General features: G+C 41.0%; 19 protein-coding genes and 1 other RNA gene. 10 read left to right on the forward strand and 10 right to left on the reverse strand.

The genetic code is table 11. The features are described 5' to 3' along the window. Window positions 1–82: 82 nt before the first annotated feature. Window positions 83–1,030, forward strand: a complete 948-nt coding sequence (locus I4Q58_RS10780) for an aldo/keto reductase (RefSeq protein ID WP_203295871.1) — start codon at window positions 83–85, stop codon at window positions 1,028–1,030. Between the two features lie 44 nt (window positions 1,031–1,074). On the opposite strand, the gene I4Q58_RS10785 is transcribed toward I4Q58_RS10780, so the two are convergent. From I4Q58_RS10785 to I4Q58_RS10805, 5 genes are all read right to left on the reverse strand, one after another. Further along, a complete protein-coding gene (locus I4Q58_RS10785; RefSeq protein WP_203295872.1) occupies window positions 1,075–1,710 on the reverse strand; it encodes an outer membrane beta-barrel protein in 636 nt (211 codons plus the stop codon). A gap of 8 nt (window positions 1,711–1,718) precedes the next feature. Further along, window positions 1,719–3,284, reverse strand: a complete 1,566-nt coding sequence (rny, locus tag I4Q58_RS10790) for a ribonuclease Y (RefSeq protein WP_203295873.1) — start codon at window positions 3,282–3,284, stop codon at window positions 1,719–1,721. 51 nt (window positions 3,285–3,335) lie between these two features. Continuing rightward, window positions 3,336–3,443, reverse strand: a non-coding RNA gene (gene ssrS, locus I4Q58_RS10795) — 6S RNA. Between the two features lie 49 nt (window positions 3,444–3,492). Then, the gene (locus I4Q58_RS10800) at window positions 3,493–3,783 is read right to left on the reverse strand and encodes a cell division protein ZapA (RefSeq protein WP_203295874.1); all 291 of its coding nucleotides are present in this window, start codon (window positions 3,781–3,783) and stop codon (window positions 3,493–3,495) included. 10 nt (window positions 3,784–3,793) lie between these two features. After that, window positions 3,794–4,084 carry a cell division protein ZapB gene (locus I4Q58_RS10805; RefSeq protein ID WP_203295875.1) on the reverse strand — a complete coding sequence of 97 codons (291 nt, stop codon included), beginning with the start codon at window positions 4,082–4,084 and terminating at the stop codon, window positions 3,794–3,796. 146 nt (window positions 4,085–4,230) lie between these two features. Here I4Q58_RS10805 and I4Q58_RS10810 point away from each other — a divergent pair, with 146 nt between their 5' ends. Together I4Q58_RS10810 and I4Q58_RS10815 are read left to right on the forward strand one after the other, a co-directional pair. Next, on the forward strand, window positions 4,231–5,922 hold the full coding sequence (locus I4Q58_RS10810; protein ID WP_203295876.1) for a M23 family metallopeptidase: 1,692 nt from the start codon (window positions 4,231–4,233) through the stop codon (window positions 5,920–5,922). 13 nt (window positions 5,923–5,935) lie between these two features. Then, window positions 5,936–8,395, forward strand: coding sequence for a TonB-dependent receptor (locus tag I4Q58_RS10815; protein ID WP_236002894.1), 2,460 nt, complete (start codon window positions 5,936–5,938; stop codon window positions 8,393–8,395). 4 nt (window positions 8,396–8,399) lie between these two features. Here I4Q58_RS10815 and I4Q58_RS10820 read toward each other — a convergent pair whose 3' ends face one another. Then, window positions 8,400–9,548 carry a cysteine desulfurase family protein gene (locus I4Q58_RS10820; RefSeq protein ID WP_203295878.1) on the reverse strand — a complete coding sequence of 383 codons (1,149 nt, stop codon included), beginning with the start codon at window positions 9,546–9,548 and terminating at the stop codon, window positions 8,400–8,402. Between the two features lie 147 nt (window positions 9,549–9,695). On the opposite strand from I4Q58_RS10820, the gene I4Q58_RS10825 reads away from it, so the two are divergent. Next, window positions 9,696–10,592 (forward strand): hypothetical protein, encoded by an 897-nt coding sequence (locus I4Q58_RS10825; protein WP_203295879.1) that lies wholly within the window; start codon window positions 9,696–9,698, stop codon window positions 10,590–10,592. Here I4Q58_RS10825 and I4Q58_RS10830 read toward each other — a convergent pair. Continuing rightward, entirely contained in the window at window positions 10,589–11,137 is a 549-nt protein-coding gene (locus tag I4Q58_RS10830; RefSeq protein WP_203295880.1) for a Smr/MutS family protein, read from the reverse strand. The two genes, I4Q58_RS10825 and I4Q58_RS10830, sit on opposite strands and share 4 nt — an antisense overlap. Before the next feature lie 179 nt (window positions 11,138–11,316). Here I4Q58_RS10830 and I4Q58_RS10835 point away from each other — a divergent pair, with 179 nt between their 5' ends. From I4Q58_RS10835 to I4Q58_RS10845, 3 genes are all read left to right on the forward strand, one after another. Further along, window positions 11,317–13,176, forward strand: coding sequence for a T9SS type A sorting domain-containing protein (locus tag I4Q58_RS10835; protein WP_203295881.1), 1,860 nt, complete (start codon window positions 11,317–11,319; stop codon window positions 13,174–13,176). A gap of 74 nt (window positions 13,177–13,250) precedes the next feature. Continuing rightward, window positions 13,251–13,490 carry a DUF2752 domain-containing protein gene (locus I4Q58_RS10840; RefSeq protein WP_394369334.1) on the forward strand — a complete coding sequence of 80 codons (240 nt, stop codon included), beginning with the start codon at window positions 13,251–13,253 and terminating at the stop codon, window positions 13,488–13,490. 62 nt (window positions 13,491–13,552) lie between these two features. Continuing rightward, window positions 13,553–13,882 (forward strand): CCC motif membrane protein, encoded by a 330-nt coding sequence (locus I4Q58_RS10845; protein WP_203295882.1) that lies wholly within the window; start codon window positions 13,553–13,555, stop codon window positions 13,880–13,882. 49 nt (window positions 13,883–13,931) lie between these two features. Here the strand turns inward: I4Q58_RS10845 and I4Q58_RS10850 are convergent, their stop codons facing one another. Both I4Q58_RS10850 and rocD read right to left on the reverse strand, forming a co-directional pair. Further along, window positions 13,932–14,999, reverse strand: a complete 1,068-nt coding sequence (locus tag I4Q58_RS10850) for a hypothetical protein (RefSeq protein ID WP_203295883.1) — start codon at window positions 14,997–14,999, stop codon at window positions 13,932–13,934. 154 nt (window positions 15,000–15,153) lie between these two features. Next, on the reverse strand, window positions 15,154–16,434 hold the full coding sequence (gene rocD, locus I4Q58_RS10855) for an ornithine--oxo-acid transaminase (protein ID WP_203295884.1): 1,281 nt from the start codon (window positions 16,432–16,434) through the stop codon (window positions 15,154–15,156). Between the two features lie 147 nt (window positions 16,435–16,581). Here rocD and rlmD point away from each other — a divergent pair, with 147 nt between their 5' ends. From rlmD to I4Q58_RS10870, 3 genes are read left to right on the forward strand one after another with little or no spacing between them, the layout of a single operon-like run. After that, window positions 16,582–18,000, forward strand: coding sequence for a 23S rRNA (uracil(1939)-C(5))-methyltransferase RlmD (gene rlmD / locus I4Q58_RS10860; RefSeq protein ID WP_203295885.1), 1,419 nt, complete (start codon window positions 16,582–16,584; stop codon window positions 17,998–18,000). An 8-nt stretch (window positions 18,001–18,008) separates the two neighbouring features. Next, complete coding sequence (locus I4Q58_RS10865; RefSeq protein ID WP_203295886.1) at window positions 18,009–18,497, forward strand: DUF6452 family protein; 489 nt, start codon at window positions 18,009–18,011, stop codon at window positions 18,495–18,497. Next, window positions 18,463–19,176 carry a DUF6048 family protein gene (locus I4Q58_RS10870; RefSeq protein WP_203295887.1) on the forward strand — a complete coding sequence of 238 codons (714 nt, stop codon included), beginning with the start codon at window positions 18,463–18,465 and terminating at the stop codon, window positions 19,174–19,176. The genes I4Q58_RS10865 and I4Q58_RS10870 overlap by 35 nt, the downstream gene beginning before the upstream one ends. Here the strand turns inward: I4Q58_RS10870 and I4Q58_RS10875 are convergent. Beyond that, window positions 19,173–20,327: a THUMP domain-containing class I SAM-dependent RNA methyltransferase gene (locus tag I4Q58_RS10875; RefSeq protein ID WP_203295888.1), complete on the reverse strand. Its 1,155-nt coding sequence runs from the start codon at window positions 20,325–20,327 to the stop codon at window positions 19,173–19,175. The genes I4Q58_RS10870 and I4Q58_RS10875 overlap by 4 nt on opposite strands. Window positions 20,328–20,367 lie beyond the last annotated feature (40 nt).

A 20,367-nucleotide genomic window follows, 5' to 3' on the forward strand; every position in this document is an offset into this window, starting at 1 on the left:
GGTTAAAAAAACGCTAAAGTGCTACTGAGCCTTTAGGTCGGGTGGATGTTTTCGTATTTTGAAAAGAAAAAAGAAATTAATTATGAAAACATTGAAGTTCGACAATAAAGATTCCATGCATGCCTTAGGCCTTGGGACATGGAAGGCAAAAGGAAATGATGTAAAACAGGCTGTAAAAGATGCGCTTTATGCTGGGTATCGGCATATAGATACAGCTGCAGTTTATGGAAATGAAAAAGAAATCGGAGAAGCGCTAAAAGAAGTTTTTGATGAAGGTGAAATTTTACGCGAGGACGTGTTTGTTACTTCAAAACTTTGGAATGACGCACACCAAGAAGGTCAGGTAATTCCAGCGTTACAGGATTCGTTGAAGAAGTTAAACCTAGAGTATCTTGACCTATATTTAATGCATTGGCCGGTAGCCTTTAAACAAGGCGTCGGATTCCCGGAAAAAACATCCGATTTTGTTTCCCTTGAAGAAGCTCCCCTTACCGAAACTTGGAAACAGATGGAAGAAGCCAAGAAAAGTGGCTATGCAAGACATATTGGGGTATCCAATTTCAGCAAGGAAAAACTGAAGGATTTGGTTGAAAAAGCAGATAGTAAGCCGGAAATGAACCAGGTGGAAATGCATCCATACCTTCAACAAAAATCATTATACGATTATTGCAAATCAGAAGGTATTCATATTACTGGGTATTCACCCTTAGGATCAACCGACCGAAGTGAAGAGATGAAAAGTGGCGATGAGCCAAGTCTTACAGATATAGAGGAAATCAATACACTTGCAAAAAAACACAGCGCTACACCCCATCAGGTGTTGTTAGCTTGGCACTTAAATCGTGGGAATGCAGTCATTCCTAAATCTACGTCGAAAAACCATATCAAATCCAATTTTATTGCAGCTGGTATCGAATTGGATGAGGATGATATGAAGACGATTTCAAACCTAAACAAGAATTATCGTTTTATTACCGGTAAGTTCTTTGAATGTCCAGAGAAGGGATACGAGAATATATATGATGAGTAGGTGGTATGCTGAAATGAAAAAAGCCCCGAACTTCGGGGCTTTTTTTATAAATCGTATGACAGGTGGAGTGAATAGATAGTTGCAGTTATCTCATTGCGCGTATGAACCAGATATCGTAGTCCGACCCTGAAATCTGTAATGATATAAGCTCCTACATCGATAAGAAATCCAATGTTTGGATTTTCAAAATCATTTTTATCTGTGAATACAAATAGTGTTTCGGAAACATCTTGATCGATTGGATAAAAGAAATTTGGTCCCACTTTCACATCGAATCGATCGTTATACTGAACACTCAACAATAAAGGTAGATTTATAATGTATTCCCGAATAGCATCCTTGCCAAAGAAATTTGGGAGATCAGGGTTGGTATTTGAGATGTCTTCAGATGTAAAGTTACTTCCAGTGCGAGCGAAGTTTAATTCAGCATAAAGCCCAAAAGTATTTGAAATTTTATACTGTAAAGCAACTCCAGCATATGCATTAAAAGTTCCTTCCAAATCGAATACATCATCTTCTCGGAAGTTGTAATCCGCATAATGTAATCCCCCTACCACGCTGAAACTTAAAGGTGGTAAATCTTCTTTTTCTTGAGCCACTTCTTGGGCTACCAGAGAGGTAAAACAAAATATCGCAATAACAACGCTACTACATTTTGAATAAAGCTTATTTTGAATCATAATCTATCCTATTTCGCAATATTTACCGCCCGTGTTTCACGAATAACGGTAACTTTCACCTGACCTGGATAGGTCATATCGGTTTGAATTTTTTGGGTGATTTCAAAAGAAAGCTGCGCCGCTTTATCGTCGCTTACCTTTTCACTCTCGACCATAACGCGTAATTCTCGTCCGGCTTGAATAGCATATGCTTTTGTAACGCCGTTGAAGCCAAAGGCGATATCTTCCAAATCCTTCAAACGCTGGATATAGCTATCTAACACTTGACGGCGAGCGCCTGGTCGCGCACCACTTATGGCATCGCATACCTGAACGATTGGCGATAGAAGGTTCGACATTTCAATTTCATCGTGGTGGGCGCCGATGGCGTTGCACACTTCAGGTTTCTCACCGAATTTCTCTGCCCATTGCATCCCTAAAAGTGCGTGTGGCATCTCAGTTTCGGTTTCAGGTACTTTTCCTATATCGTGTAATAACCCTGCTCGTTTGGCCAATTTCGGATTCAACCCTAATTCAGACGCCATTACACCGCAAAGTCTTGCTACCTCACGAGAGTGGTGCAATAAGTTTTGTCCATAAGACGAACGATATTTCATACGTCCCACAGCTTTCACCAATTCTGGATGTAAGCCATGTATTCCAAGGTCAATGACCGTACGTTTCCCAACCTCAAGAATTTCGTCTTCGATTTGTTTGGTTGTCTTGCGCACAACTTCTTCAATTCGCGCTGGGTGGATTCGTCCGTCCGTTACCAACTTGTGTAGGGACAAACGCGCAATTTCACGTCGCACCGAATCGAAACAAGACAGGATTATAGCTTCTGGTGTATCATCTACAATAATTTCAACGCCTGTAGCTGCCTCTAAGGCTCGGATATTTCTACCCTCTCGACCGATAATGCGTCCTTTTACATCATCGCTTTCCAAATTAAAGACCGACACGCAGTTGTCGATAGCCTCTTCGGTACCGATACGTTGAATCGTATTAATAATGATTTTACGCGCTTCCTGTTGCGCCGTCATTTTCGCCTCTTCCATGGTATTCTGAATATACGCCATGGCATCTGTTTTAGCCTCATCCTTTAGACTTTCGAGTAGCTGTTTCTTTGCTTCTTCTGCTGAAAGTGTAGAGATAACTTCCAGTTGTTCTATTTGATTTCGATGTAGTTTGTCGACCTCTGTTCGCTTCTTCTCCAGCATATCGAGTCGTTCGTCGAAATCCTTTTGCTTGGACTCCATTTCGGCATTGAGCTTTTTGGTCTTTGCCAATTCACTTGAAACCTGCGATTCTTTATCCCGCGTACGCTTTTCTGCTTCAGAAATCTTTTTGTCGCGTTTTAGGATGACCTTTTCGTGTTCCGATTTCAGTTCGATAAACTTTTCCTTAGCTTGGAGAATTTTATCCTTTTTTATCGATTCTGCCTCGGCCTTTGCCTCTTTTACGATAGAAGCGGCATTCTTTTCAGCCTCTTTTACCACATGTGAAGCATTGTTTCGTTCCAGCAGCTTGGCGATAAAGAATCCTATCGCCAACGCTACTACCGCGACAATGATTATGATGATTATTTGATCCATTGTTTAGTTGATGTTTAGCCAATAAAAAAGCCTACATTACGTGTTTTGCGTAAACTCCTTAAAAAAAAGTTTAGGGCTAACAAACTGGTCAAACATCCGCTCAAAGACGGCTCGTTTTTGCAGCTTAAACTCACCCTTTTTAAAGAATTAGTGTTGAGTTTACCAAAAAAATGTAATGTAGGCAGTAACCTGTTGTATTTAAAGAACGTTATGACAAGTGTTCCTGAAGAATCTCGTTCAGCGCTTCTATTCGCTGTTCGGTCGTTTCCAGGTCGGTATTCTTGTCAATTTGTTTTTGCTCTACCTGCGCGGCAAACTGAAGGGCACACATGGCCAAAACATCCTGTTTATCGCGAACGGCATAGCTTTGTTCGAAGCGCTTGATCATTTCCTCTATCTTCTTCGCCGCGATTCGCAACCCCTCCTCTTGCGAGGGCTGAATGGTTAGCGGATACACGCGATCGGCAATAGAGAGCTTTATTTTAAGCGGATTCGACATAGTATTTCAATTATTCGGAAAGTTGAGCGATACAATGATCAATTTCCCGAACTAAAGCATTTATCTTGAGCTTTGTATCTTTTTTGTGTTGGTCGCTGCCAAGCATCGAATTGGCAAGTTTCAGGGACGTGTTTTTATCTCGTAAGGCCGCTACCTCTTTTTCGGCAGAAGCACTTTGTTCCTGCAATTTCGTGAATTCCGACTCCAATTGGGCGTACTCTTGCTTCAACCTTTCATGCCGGTGAAGCAGTTTGCTCACCCTGTTTTCAAGAGAATCAACGAGTTGAGAAAGATTTCCCATTCAATTTTCAATTCAATACTTCTAACACAAAGTTAACATTAGCGTTTAAATAAGCCAACTGTTTTTTGCAATTTTTTGTATTATTGAAGTTGGATAAAGCCGACTGCCGCTCCCCAATTCAATAAATGCCATTGCAGCAATTCTTTATGAAAAACCTCACGATTTTACTTTTACTTTTCACCGCAATAATAAACGGTCAAAATGACCTTCCGACGGGTTATTTTAGCAATCCGATGGATATCGACCTTATCCTTTCCGGAAGTTTTGGCGAATTGCGCAGCAACCACTTTCATAGTGGTCTCGACATTAAAACGCAGCAACGCGAAGGAATTCCTATTTACGCCCCAGCCGATGGATATGTAAGTCGCATAAAGGTTTCCCATTACGGTTACGGAAAAGCGCTTTACATTCACCACCCAAATGGATATAGTACTGTATATGCGCACCTTCAGCAGTATGCCGGACCAATTCAGGATTATGTGAAAAAACAACAATACCGTAACGAATCCTATGAAATTGAACTCTTTCCGCAGGCAGATATGCTACCTGTAAGCAAAGGTGAACTCATTGCCTATTCCGGAAACAGTGGAAGCAGCGGCGGACCACACCTTCACTTTGAAATTCGGGATGCGGCATCGCGCCCTATGAACCCAATGCTGTTCGGAATAGAAATTCCAGACACCAAAAAACCGCTTATCAACACCGTCTTGGCGTATCCTGTCGGGGAAGATGCTCATATCGACCAGAAACAAAACCCAATGAAGCTTCGATTGATTCTTCAAAAAGATGGTTCCTATAAAACAGAAAAAATAACAGCACTCGGAAAGATAGGCTTTGGTGTTAGCACCAATGATCAATTAAATGGCGCCTCCAATAAAAATGGTGTGTATCGCATTACAAGTAATTATAACGGTACGGAGAAGTTTGATGTGCTTTTTGAAAAATTCTCTTTTGCTGAAACGCGCTATTTAAATCGCTATATCGATTATGGGTACTATCAAGACAATCGTAATCGGGTGCAAAAACTATTTCGGGAATCAAACAATCCCCTGAGCATCATCAAAAATGAAGATGAAAGCGGCTACATTACAGTAGCAGATGGTTTCAATTCAAATTATGTCATCGCGGTAAAAGATTTTAAGGGAAACACTGTCACTATTACGATTCCTATTGAAGGAAAGGAACTGCCGATAGTGGAGCCCAAGAAAGACGACAAAACAGATTCCTACGCTTATTCTAATGAAGCAACCGCCTTCACCAAAGGAAAGTTCAGTGTATATATCCCGGCAGAGAGCCTATACGAAGATACCTATCTTGATATTGAAGCCAACGGCGACACCCTTCACTTGCATGAAGACAATATCCCGCTTCATAAAAATATCACCATTTCGGTGGACGCTTCAAATTATAGTGAGAGCGATATGGACAAACTATTTATCGGCAGATTAAATTGGTACGGCGATCCCTATTACAATACAACGTATCGTCAGGGCAATAAACTCTCGGCCAGGGTTCGTACGTTTGGCAACTATGCATTGGTTTCTGATACGGAAGTTCCTACTATCACACCTTTGAACTTTTCCGATGGAAAATGGATCAGCAACAACGAAACGCTTCAACTAAAGATTGAAGATGAGTTGAGCGGCATCAGTAATTACAGGGCTACCTTGAACGGAAAATATATCTTGACGGAATATAATTACAAAAAAGACGTTCTAACCTATGATTTCGATGATGAAGTCGTAACCGAAACCGAAAATAAATTGAAAGTAATCGTTACCGATAATGTTGGAAATAGTACTACATTTGAGGCGACTTTTTTCAGAAAACCACTATAAACACGTCTTTTTCTTGAAAACTACTAACTACGCCCTCCTACTCTTACTATTTGTTTCAACCACAATATTTGCACAAAAAGCTGTTGTAAAAGGAGTTGTACTCGATGAAAACAACACTCCTATTCCTAGTGTAAATGTAACTTATGGCAATGAAGGTACCCTTACCGACTTCGACGGTTACTACTTAATCGAAATTCCAGCAAATGAAGACGTGGTGATTACCTTTACCCATATCAGCCATAAAAAAGTACAGGTTCCTATCAATCTTGGGAGAAATGATGATTACGAGCTGAATCCGGTCATGAAGACCAACGTCGAGCAAATTACTCAGGTAGTTATTTCCACCAAACAAAGAAAGCGTGTGGAAGGAATTACTACTATTAGTCCCGAGGCCATTCGTAAAATTCCGGGCGCGCAACCTGGCGTGGAAAACCTACTGAAGTCTTTACCTGGAGTGAGTGGAAATAACGAACTAAGTACACAATATGCGGTTCGTGGCGGTAATTACGATGAAAATCTTGTATATGTAAATGAAATTGAAGTCTATAGACCCTTCCTTATAAGAAGCGGTCAACAGGAAGGATTGAGCTTTGTAAACAGCGATCTTACCGCTAATGTCGATTTCTCGGCCGGTGGATTTCAGGCGAAATACGGCGACAAGCTTTCCTCTGTGTTGGATATTACCTATAGAAGGCCTGCCGATTTCAGCGCTTCGGCCGATTTGAGCTTATTAGGCGCAAGTGTTTCTGCAGGAGGTATTTCAAAAAATGGTCGTTTAACGGGAATTGTTGGGCTGCGTTATCGCGATAACAGTCTTTTTGTGGATGCCAAGCAGACCGAGACGAATTTTAGACCTCGCTTTGCGGATGCCCAAACGTATCTTACCTATAAATTCACCAATAAGTTTGAATTAGGGTTTTTGGGAAATATCGCTATCAACCAATACGATTACGAACCCCTAACACGTCAAACGAATTTCGGAACGTTGGCAGACCCGGTAGCGCTATTGGTTTTTTATGAAGGTCAGGAGCAGGATCGGTACGACACTTACTTCGGCGCGATGAAAGGAACGTATGTAGTTTCGGACAACTACACCGCCAAGTTTATCGGTTCTATTTATCAAACCACCGAACAGGAATACTATGATATTCTAGCGCAATATCGTTTAGGTGAAGTAAATACCAATATTGGCGATGATAATGTAGGTGAAGTTGAATTCAGCGAAGGTATCGGTTCGCAATTAACCCATGCTCGTAACGACCTTGACGCCCTCATCATTAACGCCCAGCATCGCGGTGTTGCGAAATTAGGCGATAATACTATTGAATACGGAGTGAAGTACACTCATGAAGACATTCGCGACCGTGTTGAAGAATATGAGATAATCGATTCGGCCGGTTTTTCCATTCGTCCACCGATTGAAGATTATGCTAATAACCAACCATACGAACCATTCGATTCGCCTATCGTTCCCTTCACCGATATTCGTGCGCAAAACGATGTGCAAATCGACCGATTCTCGGGATATGCCCAATGGAGTCGGCGAACCAATTGGGGTGAAAGTGAACTTTGGTTGAATGCAGGCGTTCGCGCCCAAAATTGGACCGTTAGTGGCGATGGTATTGAAAGTACAAATCAAACGATTGTCAGTCCAAGGGCTCAAGTAGCCTTAAAACCGAACTGGGACATGGATATGTTGTTCCGTTTATCCGGAGGCTTCTATCATCAGCCGCCCTTCTATCGCGAACTGCGCGATTCTACCGGAACGGTACGTCCCGGGGTAAAAGCACAGCAATCAGTTCATATTGTTCTTGGAAACGATTATAGCTTCGATTTATGGGAACGTCCATTTACCCTTACTTCGGAAGCGTATTACAAATCCTTGACAGACGTGAACCCTTATACGTTGGAAAACGTTCGTATTCGCTATCGGGCACGTAATAATGCTATTGCGTATGCGTATGGATTGGATATGCGATTGGCAGGTGAATTTGTTCCAGGAACGGAAAGCTGGATTAGTTTTGGGTATTTGAAGACAGAAGAGAATATCGACGATCGCGGCTATATTTTTAGACCTACCGATCAACGGTTGAAGTTTGCCTTATTATTTCAGGATTATGTAAAGGTAATTCCCGATTTACGCATGTATTTAAACTTGGTTTACAATACGGGGCTTCCCGGCGGTTCGCCAAGTTACGCCGATCCGTACGATTATCAACGACGGTTACGCGATTATAAAAGAGCGGATTTAGGAGTGAATTATGTCTTGGTACATCAGGATAAGCAATTCGATTCAGGGTGGCGCAGTCCGTTTAAGGAATTAACCATTGGAGCAGAGATCTTCAACATATTCGATGTGCAGAATTCCATTACCAATACGTTCGTACGTGATGTGTACACCAAGGCACAATATGCAATTCCGAATTTCTTGACCCCTCGCGTATTCAACGTAAGGCTAACAGCAAAATTCTAGCAACCTATTTTTCGATAAATTCCTTAAGGACATCGATAACATAATCGACTTCTTCCTTGGTATTGAAGCTACTGAAGGAAAAGCGAATGGACGGTTTTCCACGATAGGCTTCCGGTAGCACTTCTTCCAATACATGCGAGCCTTTGTCGCTCCCACTTTGGCAGGCACTTCCCTGCGAACAGGCAATTCCTTTTAAATCTAATTGAAACAATAACATGAGCGCTTGTTCCTTTGAAACAGGCAGACAGACATTTAGCAATGTATACGTACTTCTTTCGTCGTCGGAACAGCCACCATTAAAATGCACTTTCGGAAATTCAGAGGCTAGTTGCTTTTTAAAATAATTCTTGAGGTCGATTATATAAGTACGTTCCTTTTCAAGGTTCTGATACGATAATTTCAAGGCTTCTGCCATTCCTGCGATAGCATAGACCGCTTCCGTTCCGGCACGTAATCCACGTTCTTGTCCACCTCCCTTCAACAAGGGCTGTAGGCCAGAATTCTTTCGAACAAAAGCAAAGCCCGCTCCTTTTGGCCCATGGAACTTGTGTGCTGCGACAGCTGCAAAATCGATTGGCGTTTCGGAAAAGTCTAAATCGAAATGTCCGACCGATTGTACGGTATCGCTATGAAACAAAGCATTATTCTCCTTACACAAGGCTCCAACACGATCGATATCGAGTATGTTGCCTATTTCATTATTGACATGCATCAAACTTACGAGCGTCTTTTCTTCACCACTCTTCAGCAACTTTTCAAGGTTTTCATAATCGATAAAACCACAATCATCTAGGGCTACATATTCTACTTCAATATCATGAGAGCCCTGAAGCGCTAAAATCGTATCCAAAACAGCGTGATGTTCTATCTTGCTCGAAATGATTCGCTTCACTCCCAAATCGTTCACACAACTTTGAAGAATAAGGTTATCGGCTTCGGTACCACCAGAGGTGAAGATAATTTCAGGTGCTGAAACGTTTAAATAGCCAGCGATTTCTTTTCGTGCATTTTCCAACAACGACTTTGCCGAACGACCATACGAATGGGTTGAAGAGGCGTTGCCATATTCCGTTTTCAATACTTCGGTCATACACCGAATCACCTCACTACGCAATTGCGTCGTGGCTGCACTATCAAAATACACTTTCTTCATAGGGGAACGATTACAATTAAAACTGAAGCGCCGGATTCTTCAAATCCTGCCGATTTCGAGGCAAAAATACATATTAATATTTTCTTATAGTCCGCAGAAAATGGCAAGAATTGTTTTACTTTGCAGGCATACCAAACCCGCTTTTTAATGCGTCTTTTTTCAGTACTATTCCTTTTAATTACGCTTTCCATTGCAAGTTGCGATGATGGTGATGTTATTGTTACTACCTTCGATTTTGAGGATGCCGATTTACAATATTGTGGCGAGCCGGGTGACTATGTTTTTTATAAAATCAACAATGAAGTATCAGAAAGTCTCTCGTTAAAGCTAAGCACTTCAGACACCTTATTTATAGAAGCCGATACCACCACGTACAATTTAAATGGATCGGGCAATTTTGTGAATTATAGAAGATATAATGGTGATGTAACATCCAGTTACTTTTGCAGCAGTGTTCCGCCAGCCTCTCCTACTGTGGATGTTGAGTATTTAGCGGAAGCAGGAACAGCAACTATTACCACTATCTTGGATTTAGATGACAATGATGGCGTTCCCTTTGTGGATAGCGACGATCCATTAGAAGAAGGTTATGGCGACTTAGACGGCGATGGAATTCCGAATTATTACGATTTTGATGATGATGGTGACAATGTGCCAACCCTTACAGAGCTAGGTGAAAACCCAGACGAGCCGCGAAATTCTGATGGTGAGGATAACGTCGATTACCTCGATACAGATGATGATAATGATGGTATTTTAACTCGCAATGAAGATGCGGATAGTGATTTGAATCCGTTGAATGATGTTACGAATGCAGAAGTTGGTCCGGATTATTTGAATCCAAATGTCGCTAACGAGACTATTGTAAATGAATATCGTCAACATTCCTATTCCCTCGCCAGTAATGCTACGGTGGTTCTAAATGATTTGGTGTTGGAAAATGAAGCGGAAGAAATCGTTCAAGAGACCTTAGTTATGGGCATTATTGAAAATGCAGCGACCGGAACCATAACGCTTACACCCATCTTCAGTATAGAAGATTAGGGCGATAGGTTCTGAAAGATATATACTTCGGTTGCTCCACGGCCATATTCCTTATAGTCGGCATCATAATACTTTACATTCTCGTATCGTCGGAATAGGTATTCCAATTCCGATTTTAGGACTCCCTCTCCAACGCCATGAATGAATACCACACGCTGAATTTTCTTTTCAATAGCGAAGTCTAATTGACGCTTTGCCGTATCGGATTGAAGAATCAATTTGTCGTGCGGAGCCATTCCTTTTTCAGAATCGACTAATTTATGAATGTGAAGGTCTACAACCATGGGAGGCCTCGAACGTTCTTTCGGCTTCGTTCGTTGCGACTTTTTCTTTTTGGGTACGTTTTTTTCAGAAAGAATTTTATCCATATCGGCATCCAGCAATTCGGATGTTGAAAATTCCTTCGAAATCAACACTAATTCGTCAGCCGAAAACTGCAATGGAAAACCATCATTCGTTTCAATAGTAACAGACTGATTATCAATACTAGTAACCTTGCCAATGAGGTCTTCATCCAATACAGCCACCCGATCACCGATTTTCATAGAAATAAAGTTGTTTTTTTGCTAAAATTAGCTATTTTAGTAGAAAGTGGCTAAGCGCCTAACACATAAAAAATTAGCATCTTTGTAAGAAATATCCTGTTATTAAAAAATATTTTCTATTTTTACGTCGAATTTTCAGCTAGCAGCCCCCAAATGTCTTGCTGAGCTAAAACCAAATTATGATGAGAAACCTACTACTTTCAATCTTAATTCTTAGCGGAGTATCCGCATCGGCACAACTTTTCGTTCGGCCGAACCCAAGTACGAGTACCGATTCGTATGTGTACGTTAATGATGTTGAGTTGTTTGTAAACGATGATGTAAACCTTCAACTTAACACCAACAATCCTGATACCGAAGCGAGTATCTATCTTCGTAATAATGCGCAATTGTTACAAGGATCTGATGTAGCGTCTAATAATGGTAATGGTATGTTGTCTGTATATCAAACGGTAGATGAAACAAGTAATTACCATTACACCTATTGGCATTCTCCAGTTGGAGTGCCAAACGGTTCTGGAAATCAGAATTCTGGAATAAGTAGACTATTTGACTGTGATGGATGTACGGATGTTACTACTGCTGGTACAAGTGTAAATACAACATGGAACCAGAATGGTAGTTCAGTAACCAATCCAATCACAGTATCATATCGATGGACGTATAAGCGACTATCATCTCCACCTAACGAAGCGGAAGGAAATTATGTTCGCATTTGGGCTGGTGACAATGCACAGCCTGGGTATGGTTTTATTATGAAAGGTGTAAGTAATGGAGCTGTAACTGGCTCACAAACTTACGATTTTAGAGGTCGTCCAAATAATGGTACCATCAATGTTCCTGTAAATACTGGAGCTACACAGTGGACATTAATGGGCAACCCATATCCTTCTGCCTTAGACCTTAAAGATTTTATGCAGGATAATCCAAGTGTTGCGGTGATCCGCTACTGGGATGAACCTAAATTCACTGAGTATTCCCATAACTATGTTGATAAAAGTGGTGGTTACGGAACTTGGGTTCCGCTTGGTTTTGATGAAACAAATCCTGCTGGACTATACACTGCCGCAAGCTTTATGAACTACAGCTTTGGAGGTTTCGGAAGCACTACTGGCGGCTCCGGTGCCGATCTTGAAAGACGTCATGCACCTATCGGTCAAGGTTTTGTTGTTGAAACAGATGGAACAGCAGGGACTATTACCTTTGATAATACACAACGCACCTTTCAACGTCAGGGAGCAGGAAACTATTCAGAATTCCGTAGTCAAGATAATCCAAACAGCATGACTGGTAATGATGCTGACGAAGTAAGTGAATTTGATACACGGTCGCCTTACATAAAGTTCAATGTATTCATGGATGAATCACATTTCCGTCAATTAGCATTGGTTTTTGATGATCAAACCACTGATGGATATGATTGGGGTTGGGATGCAAGTCACCCTATGGATGCTCCTGGTGGCGATGCCTACCTCCTAATCGGTGAAGACAGCAATCGTTCTCCATTTGTAGTGAATGCAAGTCCATTTGACTATATGAAAATGATCCCTATTGGAATTAAGGTTCCACAGCAACGCCAGGTTCTTTTTGTTGCTAGTGAGGAAGTCAATATGAGCGACAAGACCGCCTATCTGTATGACAGCGTAAATAATACTTACGACAAGTTTAATGAAGGTGAAACAGCTTCGATTTTGTTACCAGCTGGTACTTACGACAATCGATTCTTTATTGTATTTAGAGGTGCATCGGAAATTGCTGCCGACGCTAATAGTACACGTGAATCTATTGTTGAAAATGTAAACTTCTTTCAAAACAATCGCTTAAGTCAGCTAGAAGTAACCAATCCTGAACAGCACGATATTAAGCAGGGAGTTGTTTTCGATATGTCTGGTAAATTAGTGTATTCAGAATCAAACATCGGAACCAAGACCTCTTTCACTTTTCCAACAGGGGATTTAAGTGATGGTGTTTACCTAGTAAAACTTACGACTACCGATAATGTAGATATTACATACAAAACATCTGTAGTAAATAGATAAAACTAATGGGGTTAGAGGGACTTGAACAATACATGCTTCCCTGTACCAATAAAACCCTATTTGGAATAGAATGTATGGGCTGTGGCATCCAACGTGCCACAGCTCTTTTATTTAAAGGCGAATTTATTGCCGCCTTTCATATGTATCCGGCTATTTATAGCCTATTTCTTCTTTTGGCATTTGTAACTTTTAATCTTTTTGTCAAGTTCAAATACGATTTCCAAATCAAGGTTTTCCTAATATTCCTCAATGTTGCCATCATCGTCATTAGTTACGTTCTAAAAATGGCACCGATAATTTCTACAATCCAATAGTTTTTGGATGATGTAGATATTTATTCTACTTTTAAGACACTAATCAACTAATCATTATCATTATGGAACAACAAAAACTCCCTAATGCTACCTTGATATTAGTACTAGGTATATTATCCATTCCGTTCTGCTGTTGCTTTACCGGTGTGGGTGGGCTAATATTAGGTATTGTAGCATTAGTGCTAAGTAAAAAAGCCAAAGAAACATACTTGGCCAATCCGGAACTTTACACTGGATATCAAAATGTAAAAACAGGTAGAATACTTGCCATTATCGGCGTCGTTTTATCAGCCTTGACATTAGTCACCTATCTCGTACTTCTTGTATTCTTCCCAGATTGGTTGGAAGAGTATCAACGTACCGTTTTTGAACAATATGGTATGGAATACTAAATAAAAAAGCCTCTCTGTCGAGAGGCTTTTTTTAATTTCTTATAGGTAATTAAATATTTGGTGTCAAGCCATTGTAAGCCGATTCCGGCGCTTGTTGATAAGTGCTTCCTGCACTAAAGGAGCCGTTAACTGAAGGGACAACAGGAACTAATCCAGAGGTATCCAGGTTAATTCTCCCACCCCCAATAAAGGTATCGCCTGCTGCATTGATTAACAGATAGTATCCATTTCCATCCAAAATATAGCATCCGGGATCAAGTGGTTCTGCAAAAAGAAATTGACCCGTAATATCTGGATAAAATGCACCATTATCCTCATAGACATATCCAGCTGAGTCGAGGATGTTCTTAGAGAAACCAAAATCATATATGATGGTCATACCATTCGGTAATGTCCAAAATTGCCCAACACTATATAGCTCATATTCATTTACAGCTGGATCTAAATCAGAAAAGAAGAAAGGTGGAAGCGGTGCATCTCCCTCACCCGTATAGCAACCCATATAACCCAGTTCAAAGTTCTCCTGAATATCAGCGTTCATATGCCCAGCATCGGTTGCAATGATAACCTCAGTTATCCATCCCGTTTCAGCATCTACCACGATATCCCACGTTCCCGAAAAACCAGCTACAAAATCTTCATCGAAAGTACCGAGATAAACCATCAACTTTGAACTGCTAGTTTCCTTTTGAACCTTCGCGGAACCGATCGTTTGATCGATCAATACCTCTGTGACTATTGGATTAGAATAATCGCTTACGTCAACAGTTAGACTACCTCTATCTCCAACAAATGTGTAAACCCCTGTATCCATAGTTCGCTGTTGCAATAGGCTGAAAACAAGTTTTTCACCGCTATCTATTTCAACAAAAGCTGAATAAGTATTATCATTCCCGAGATTCACCCACAATTTGCCGTGAAAATCCAAATCATTGGCAACGATAGCACCTTTATAGATACCATTGCTATGTTGATCGTAGCTGGCTAATGCACGTTGATCTATATCTTCCGCTGTTGATGAATGTAGTAAGTTCTGTTCTTCTGAAATATTAGTTTCTTCTTTAGAGCAGCTTGCCATAATAACAATGGCCATAACTGCGAATAAAATTCGTTTCATGGTTGCTAGTCTTTAAAATTATTTGGTTGAAACGAAAATACCTACAGTAGGGAGTCTTTAATAAATTATTCGATATGCACCCATTTTATTCGATAAAAACAAAAAAGCTACGAAAATTCGCAGCCTTTTTCTTAATATAAAGTAAATACAAAATTTATTTTTCAAATTCTTTCAAGGTCGAAATAATAATATCCAAACACTCTCTCAGTTGGGTTTCATTCATGACCAATGGCGGTGCAAAGCGAATGATATTTCCGTGGGTAGGCTTCGCCAATAATCCATTATCCCTAAGCTTCAAGCAAATATTCCATGCTGTATCACTATCTTCAGAATCGTTGATTACAATAGCATTCAACAGACCTTTCCCCCGTACCAGGTTACAGATAGAACTGTTTTCAATATACTTGTTTAGTTCATTTCTAAAGATATTCCCCAATTTCTCAGCGTTCTCAGCAAGCTTTTCTTCTTTAACCACTTCTAGCGCAGCCATTGCCACTGCAGCCGCCACAGGATTTCCACCAAAGGTAGAACCATGGGATCCGGGTGTGATAACACTCATCACATTATCATCGGCCAACACAGCAGAAACAGGGTATGCACCGCCACTCAAGGCCTTTCCAAGAATTAGAATATCAGGCTTTACTTCCGGAGTTTTGCTACAGCTATAGTCTTCACAATCGCAATTTCCACATGTCGCCAATAAACGGCCCGTTCTAGCAATTCCAGTTTGTACTTCATCGGCTATAAAAAGTACGTTGTGCTTTTCGCAGATCGCTTTTGCTTTCGTTAAGTAGTCATCGGAAGGCACATATACTCCTGCTTCACCCTGAATAGGCTCCACAAGGAATCCGGCGACATCATCATTCTTTTCCAATGCCTCCTCTAACGCAGACGTATCATCATACGCTATTTTAATAAAGCCTTGCGTATAGGGACCAAAATTCTTTCGTGCCACTGGATCATTACTAAAAGATATTATGGTAGTGGTACGACCGTGGAAGTTATTCTGACAAACAATGATCTTTGCCTCTCCTTCAGGAATGCCTTTCTTTTCATAAGCCCAACGCCGACAAATCTTTAAAGCGGTTTCCACAGCTTCGGCCCCAGTATTCATGGGCAATAATTTGTCGAAATTAAAATAGTCCGTTGCGTATTTTTCAAATTTCCCAAGCATATCATTATAGAAAGCCCGTGAGGTGAGCGTTAAGGTTTCCGCCTGTTTACTCATGGCATCTACAATTTTTGGATGACAGTGACCCTGGTTTACGGCACTGTAGGCGGAAAGAAAGTCATAATACTTCTTACCCTCTACATCCCAGACATAAACACCTTCACCTTTATTCAAAACCACCGGAAGTGGATGATAATTGTGAGCGCCATACTGGTTCTCTTGTTCAATTGCTTTTTCGGTTGCTGTTTTTTCTAAAACTGACATAAATTTTTGCTCAATTTCTATTTTACGAACGTCTATTCCTTCTTTTGGAGAGAAATCATCCCAAGAATTGCAAATTACTAAATATTTAGCAGAATTTTGAAGGCTCTCTTCTTAAATAAACGTTGTATTTATGCTACTTTTGCGGCCATGGCAAGAAGGAATAAACGCAAGGTTTTTGAAAACGTATCGGTAATCGATGCGGGCGCCAAGGGAAAGGCCGTAGGAAAGGCTCCCGATGGTCGCGTAATCTTTATCAATAATGCTGTTCCTGGCGATGTAGCTACCGTTCAGACCTTCAAAAAACGAAAGGGATACTACGAGGCAACCGCTACTTCATTTGCTAAATTATCGGAAAAGCGTACCGAGCCGGTTTGTATTCACTTTGAAAACTGTGGGGGATGTAAATGGCAAAACATGGCCTATAAACATCAACTATATTACAAGCAGAAAGAGGTCGAGAATAACCTAAAGCGCATTGGAAAAATTGAACTTCCCGAAATCTCTCCAATTATAGGCTCAGAAAATATCTATTTCTATCGTAACAAGATGGAGTTTTCCTTTAGCGATAGTAAATGGCTTACACCCGAACAAATACAGAGTGGTGAAACAATCGACGACCGACGCGCACTAGGATTTCATAAATCTGGCATGTGGGATAAAATACTCGATATTCAGGAATGTCACCTTCAACCTGACCCTAGTAACGCCATTCGTAATTTTATCAAACAGAAAGCAAAGGAATTTGACCTGTCCTTTTTCAACCCAAGGAACCAAGAAGGTTTTTTACGAACGTTGATGATTCGAACCACTACCACTGGAGAAGTAATGGTATTGGTTCAATTTTACGAAGAAAATAAGAAGCAGCGCGAGAAACTTTTAGATGCTGTAATAGATGAATTTCCTTCCATAACGTCACTCCTATTCGTAATCAACAATAAAGGGAATGACACGTTGTATGATCAAGAAGTCCACTGCTATAGCGGAAGGGACTACATCGTTGAAGTCATGGAAGATCTCGAGTTTCAAATAAATGCGAAATCTTTTTACCAGACCAACCCAAAACAGGCCCATACGCTTTATAAAGTAGCACGTGATTTTGCGGGACTAACAGGTGAAGAATTGGTATATGACCTTTTTACGGGAACAGGAACCATTGCCCAATTTGTCGCAAAGAAGGCTAAAAAAGTTGTCGGGATTGAAGTTGTCCCTGACGCCATTGAAGCCGCTAAGGAAAATGCCGCTCATAACAATATCGAAAATGTTTCGTTTCATGTAGGCGATATGAAACGTATCTTCAACAATGATTTTATTGAACAACACGGTACTCCTGAAGTGGTGATAACCGATCCACCACGCGACGGCATGCATCAAGATGTTGTGTTACAGCTGCTGCAGCTCGCACCGCAGAAAATTGTGTATGTAAGCTGTAATAGCGCCACGCAGGCAAGAGATTTGGCCTTATTAAATGAAGGATATGTGGTAACCAAGGTACAGCCCGTTGATATGTTCCCCCAGACGCACCACGTTGAAAATGTTGTACTTTTGGAGAAAAGAGAAACAACCTAATGTGCACGATGAAGAACTTATTTGCCCTACTTATTATTGCAATCTTCGTCAATGGATGTACTAAAGATGATATCTGTCCAGAAGGTTCCGATACCACACCTTTGTTAATCATAACCTTTAACGATGTAGCCAATACAGCCTTGCGGAAGGAGGTCCCCAACCTAACTGTTGAAGCGGTGGGCAATACCATCACAACTACAGTACTCACTGCAACTACAACCGATTCTATTGCCATTCCACTACGCACCAATGTGGATGAAACACGCTATCGCTTTATCCGTCAGGATGGTGGGGAGACCGAGAATGCGGATCTTATCGATTTTATATATGCCGTAGAAGATGTTTATGTAAACCGTGCCTGCGCCTTTAAAGCCGAATACAATAATTTACAAGCTACCATTGAAAATGAAGGTTCCAACAACTGGATATTGGACGCCAACATATTAAAAGCACTCGTTGCCGATGAAACTGAAGCCCATATTACTATTTTGCATTAGTCTCCTAGGCTGTTCCGCGTTTTTAGTCGCGCAGGAAACCGCCACTTCTTCCGTTACGGATACAGTAGTGGCAAAGGATAAGTATGGATTACGGGCGGGAATCGATTTGGCAAAATTGGCAAGAACCGCTTTTGAAGAAGATTATACCGGATTTGAAATAGTGGGAGATTTTCGTATTTCCAAATATTTCTATGTCGCGGCAGAATTAGGAACAGAAGAAAAAACAATCTATAATCCAACGATAAACTACCGATCGCAAGGAAGCTATGCTCGGGTTGGTGTCGACTATAACGCCTACATGAATTGGTTGGATATGAACAATGCGATTTATGGTGGACTTCGCTACGGTTTTTCGACCTTTTCTGAAGATTTACTAGCCTACCAAGTATATACTACCAATCAAACCTTCCCACCTGTGTTTAAAACCGATCCCATCGAATATTCTGGCTTGTCAGCACACTGGGCGGAAATTGTGGTAGGCATCAAGACGGAACTTTTTAATAATCTTTACTTGTCGCTCAACCTGCAACTCAAACGAATGATTACCGAAACTACACCTGATAATTTCGACAATCTGTACGTCCCAGGTTTTAATAAAACAAACGATTTCAGTGAGTTTGGAGTAGGTTACGGCTACACCCTCTCCTATTTGATCCCTATCTTTAAGAAGGATCGCTAAGACTTATGCTTGCGACTGCCTTTGTACATTTCATAGCGTACAAATCTGCCTTCCAATTTTCCGTTGTATAATTTGATCTTTTTGGAGGTCTTCAACCCTAGATGTTTTAAAGCTTCCATATTACTGGTTATCAACCAAGCCTGACTATCGGGGTAACCCTGCTTCAACGTATCGCCAATTTTCGCATAAAAGGCATCGATATCAGATACCGAAAGTCGTTCATCATAGGGTGGGTTGAACACCAAAAACATCGGACGGTCGCGTTCCTTTTCAGTTTTGAAGAAGTCCTGTTGCTCCACTAAAATAAACTCATCAAGGTTCGCATTCTTGATATTTTCCTTCGCTTTCTTTACTGCAATAGGATCTTTGTCAAACCCTTCAATTTTATACCGAAACTCCCGAATCTTCTTCAAGGCTGCGTTTTCGATTACTTCATATAAATCTACATCGAAATCGGGCCACGTTTCAAACCCAAATTGGTCGCGGTTGATATTGGGCGGAATATTGCACGCTATCATGGCGGCTTCCGTCAATATGGTTCCCGAACCACACATCGGATCCAGGAAATCGCATTGACCATCCCAACCGGTCATCATAATCATTCCTGCTGCCAATACCTCGCTTATCGGTGCTAAGGTACTTGAAACCTTATACCCCCGTTTATGTAACGAGTCACCACTGCTATCGAGGGAAATGGTACAGATCTTTCGATCGATATGGACATTGATTCGCAAGCTTGGGCGGTCCAAATCTACATTGGGACGTTCACCCTCTCGATCGCGAAAACGATCTACGATGGCATCCTTTGTCTTTAGGGCGACATATTGGGAATGGGTAAAATACTTCGAGAAGACGGTAGCATCCACAGCAAGGCTTCCATTCACATCCATATAGTTTTCCCAAGGCATCTCATAGATGTTTTTATAGAGTGAATCTTCATCAAAAACATTGAAATAATGGATTGGCTTTAGAATCTTGATAGCGGTTCTACAACAAAGATTCGCTTTGTACATAAAGCCGGTATCGCCTTCAAAACCAACACTCCTTCTTCCTTTTTCAATCCCAGAGGCACCGAGTTTACGCAACTCATCGGCCAAAAGGTCTTCCATACCAAAAAGGGTTTTCGCCGTCATTCTAAAGTTCTTTCCCATGTAATTCTCCTGTTTTGCTACAAAAATACAGTAATTTAGC

The sequence above is a fragment of the Luteirhabdus pelagi genome, from assembly GCF_016827595.1.
GTDB classification, from domain to species: domain Bacteria; phylum Bacteroidota; class Bacteroidia; order Flavobacteriales; family Flavobacteriaceae; genus Luteirhabdus; species Luteirhabdus pelagi.

Excerpts from the sequence above, each read along its gene's own strand:
- I4Q58_RS10870 (WP_203295887.1), top strand. The coding sequence starts at position 18,463 with ATGAAACTGAAGCCCATATTACTATTTTGCATTAGTCTCCTAGGCTGT.
- I4Q58_RS10825 (WP_203295879.1), top strand. The coding sequence starts at position 9,696 with ATGCGTCTTTTTTCAGTACTATTCCTTTTAATTACGCTTTCCATTGCA.
- I4Q58_RS10805 (WP_203295875.1), bottom strand. The coding sequence starts at position 4,084 with ATGGGAAATCTTTCTCAACTCGTTGATTCTCTTGAAAACAGGGTGAGC.
- I4Q58_RS10800 (WP_203295874.1), bottom strand. The coding sequence starts at position 3,783 with ATGTCGAATCCGCTTAAAATAAAGCTCTCTATTGCCGATCGCGTGTAT.
- I4Q58_RS10840 (WP_394369334.1), top strand. The coding sequence starts at position 13,251 with ATGGGCTGTGGCATCCAACGTGCCACAGCTCTTTTATTTAAAGGCGAA.
- rocD (WP_203295884.1), bottom strand. The coding sequence starts at position 16,434 with ATGTCAGTTTTAGAAAAAACAGCAACCGAAAAAGCAATTGAACAAGAG.
- I4Q58_RS10810 (WP_203295876.1), top strand. The coding sequence starts at position 4,231 with ATGAAAAACCTCACGATTTTACTTTTACTTTTCACCGCAATAATAAAC.
- I4Q58_RS10850 (WP_203295883.1), bottom strand. The coding sequence starts at position 14,999 with ATGAAACGAATTTTATTCGCAGTTATGGCCATTGTTATTATGGCAAGC.
- I4Q58_RS10845 (WP_203295882.1), top strand. The coding sequence starts at position 13,553 with ATGGAACAACAAAAACTCCCTAATGCTACCTTGATATTAGTACTAGGT.
- rlmD (WP_203295885.1), top strand. The coding sequence starts at position 16,582 with ATGGCAAGAAGGAATAAACGCAAGGTTTTTGAAAACGTATCGGTAATC.
- I4Q58_RS10820 (WP_203295878.1), bottom strand. The coding sequence starts at position 9,548 with ATGAAGAAAGTGTATTTTGATAGTGCAGCCACGACGCAATTGCGTAGT.
- I4Q58_RS10835 (WP_203295881.1), top strand. The coding sequence starts at position 11,317 with ATGATGAGAAACCTACTACTTTCAATCTTAATTCTTAGCGGAGTATCC.
- I4Q58_RS10875 (WP_203295888.1), bottom strand. The coding sequence starts at position 20,327 with ATGGGAAAGAACTTTAGAATGACGGCGAAAACCCTTTTTGGTATGGAA.
- I4Q58_RS10785 (WP_203295872.1), bottom strand. The coding sequence starts at position 1,710 with ATGATTCAAAATAAGCTTTATTCAAAATGTAGTAGCGTTGTTATTGCG.
- rny (WP_203295873.1), bottom strand. The coding sequence starts at position 3,284 with ATGGATCAAATAATCATCATAATCATTGTCGCGGTAGTAGCGTTGGCG.
- I4Q58_RS10780 (WP_203295871.1), top strand. The coding sequence starts at position 83 with ATGAAAACATTGAAGTTCGACAATAAAGATTCCATGCATGCCTTAGGC.
- I4Q58_RS10865 (WP_203295886.1), top strand. The coding sequence starts at position 18,009 with ATGAAGAACTTATTTGCCCTACTTATTATTGCAATCTTCGTCAATGGA.
- I4Q58_RS10830 (WP_203295880.1), bottom strand. The coding sequence starts at position 11,137 with ATGAAAATCGGTGATCGGGTGGCTGTATTGGATGAAGACCTCATTGGC.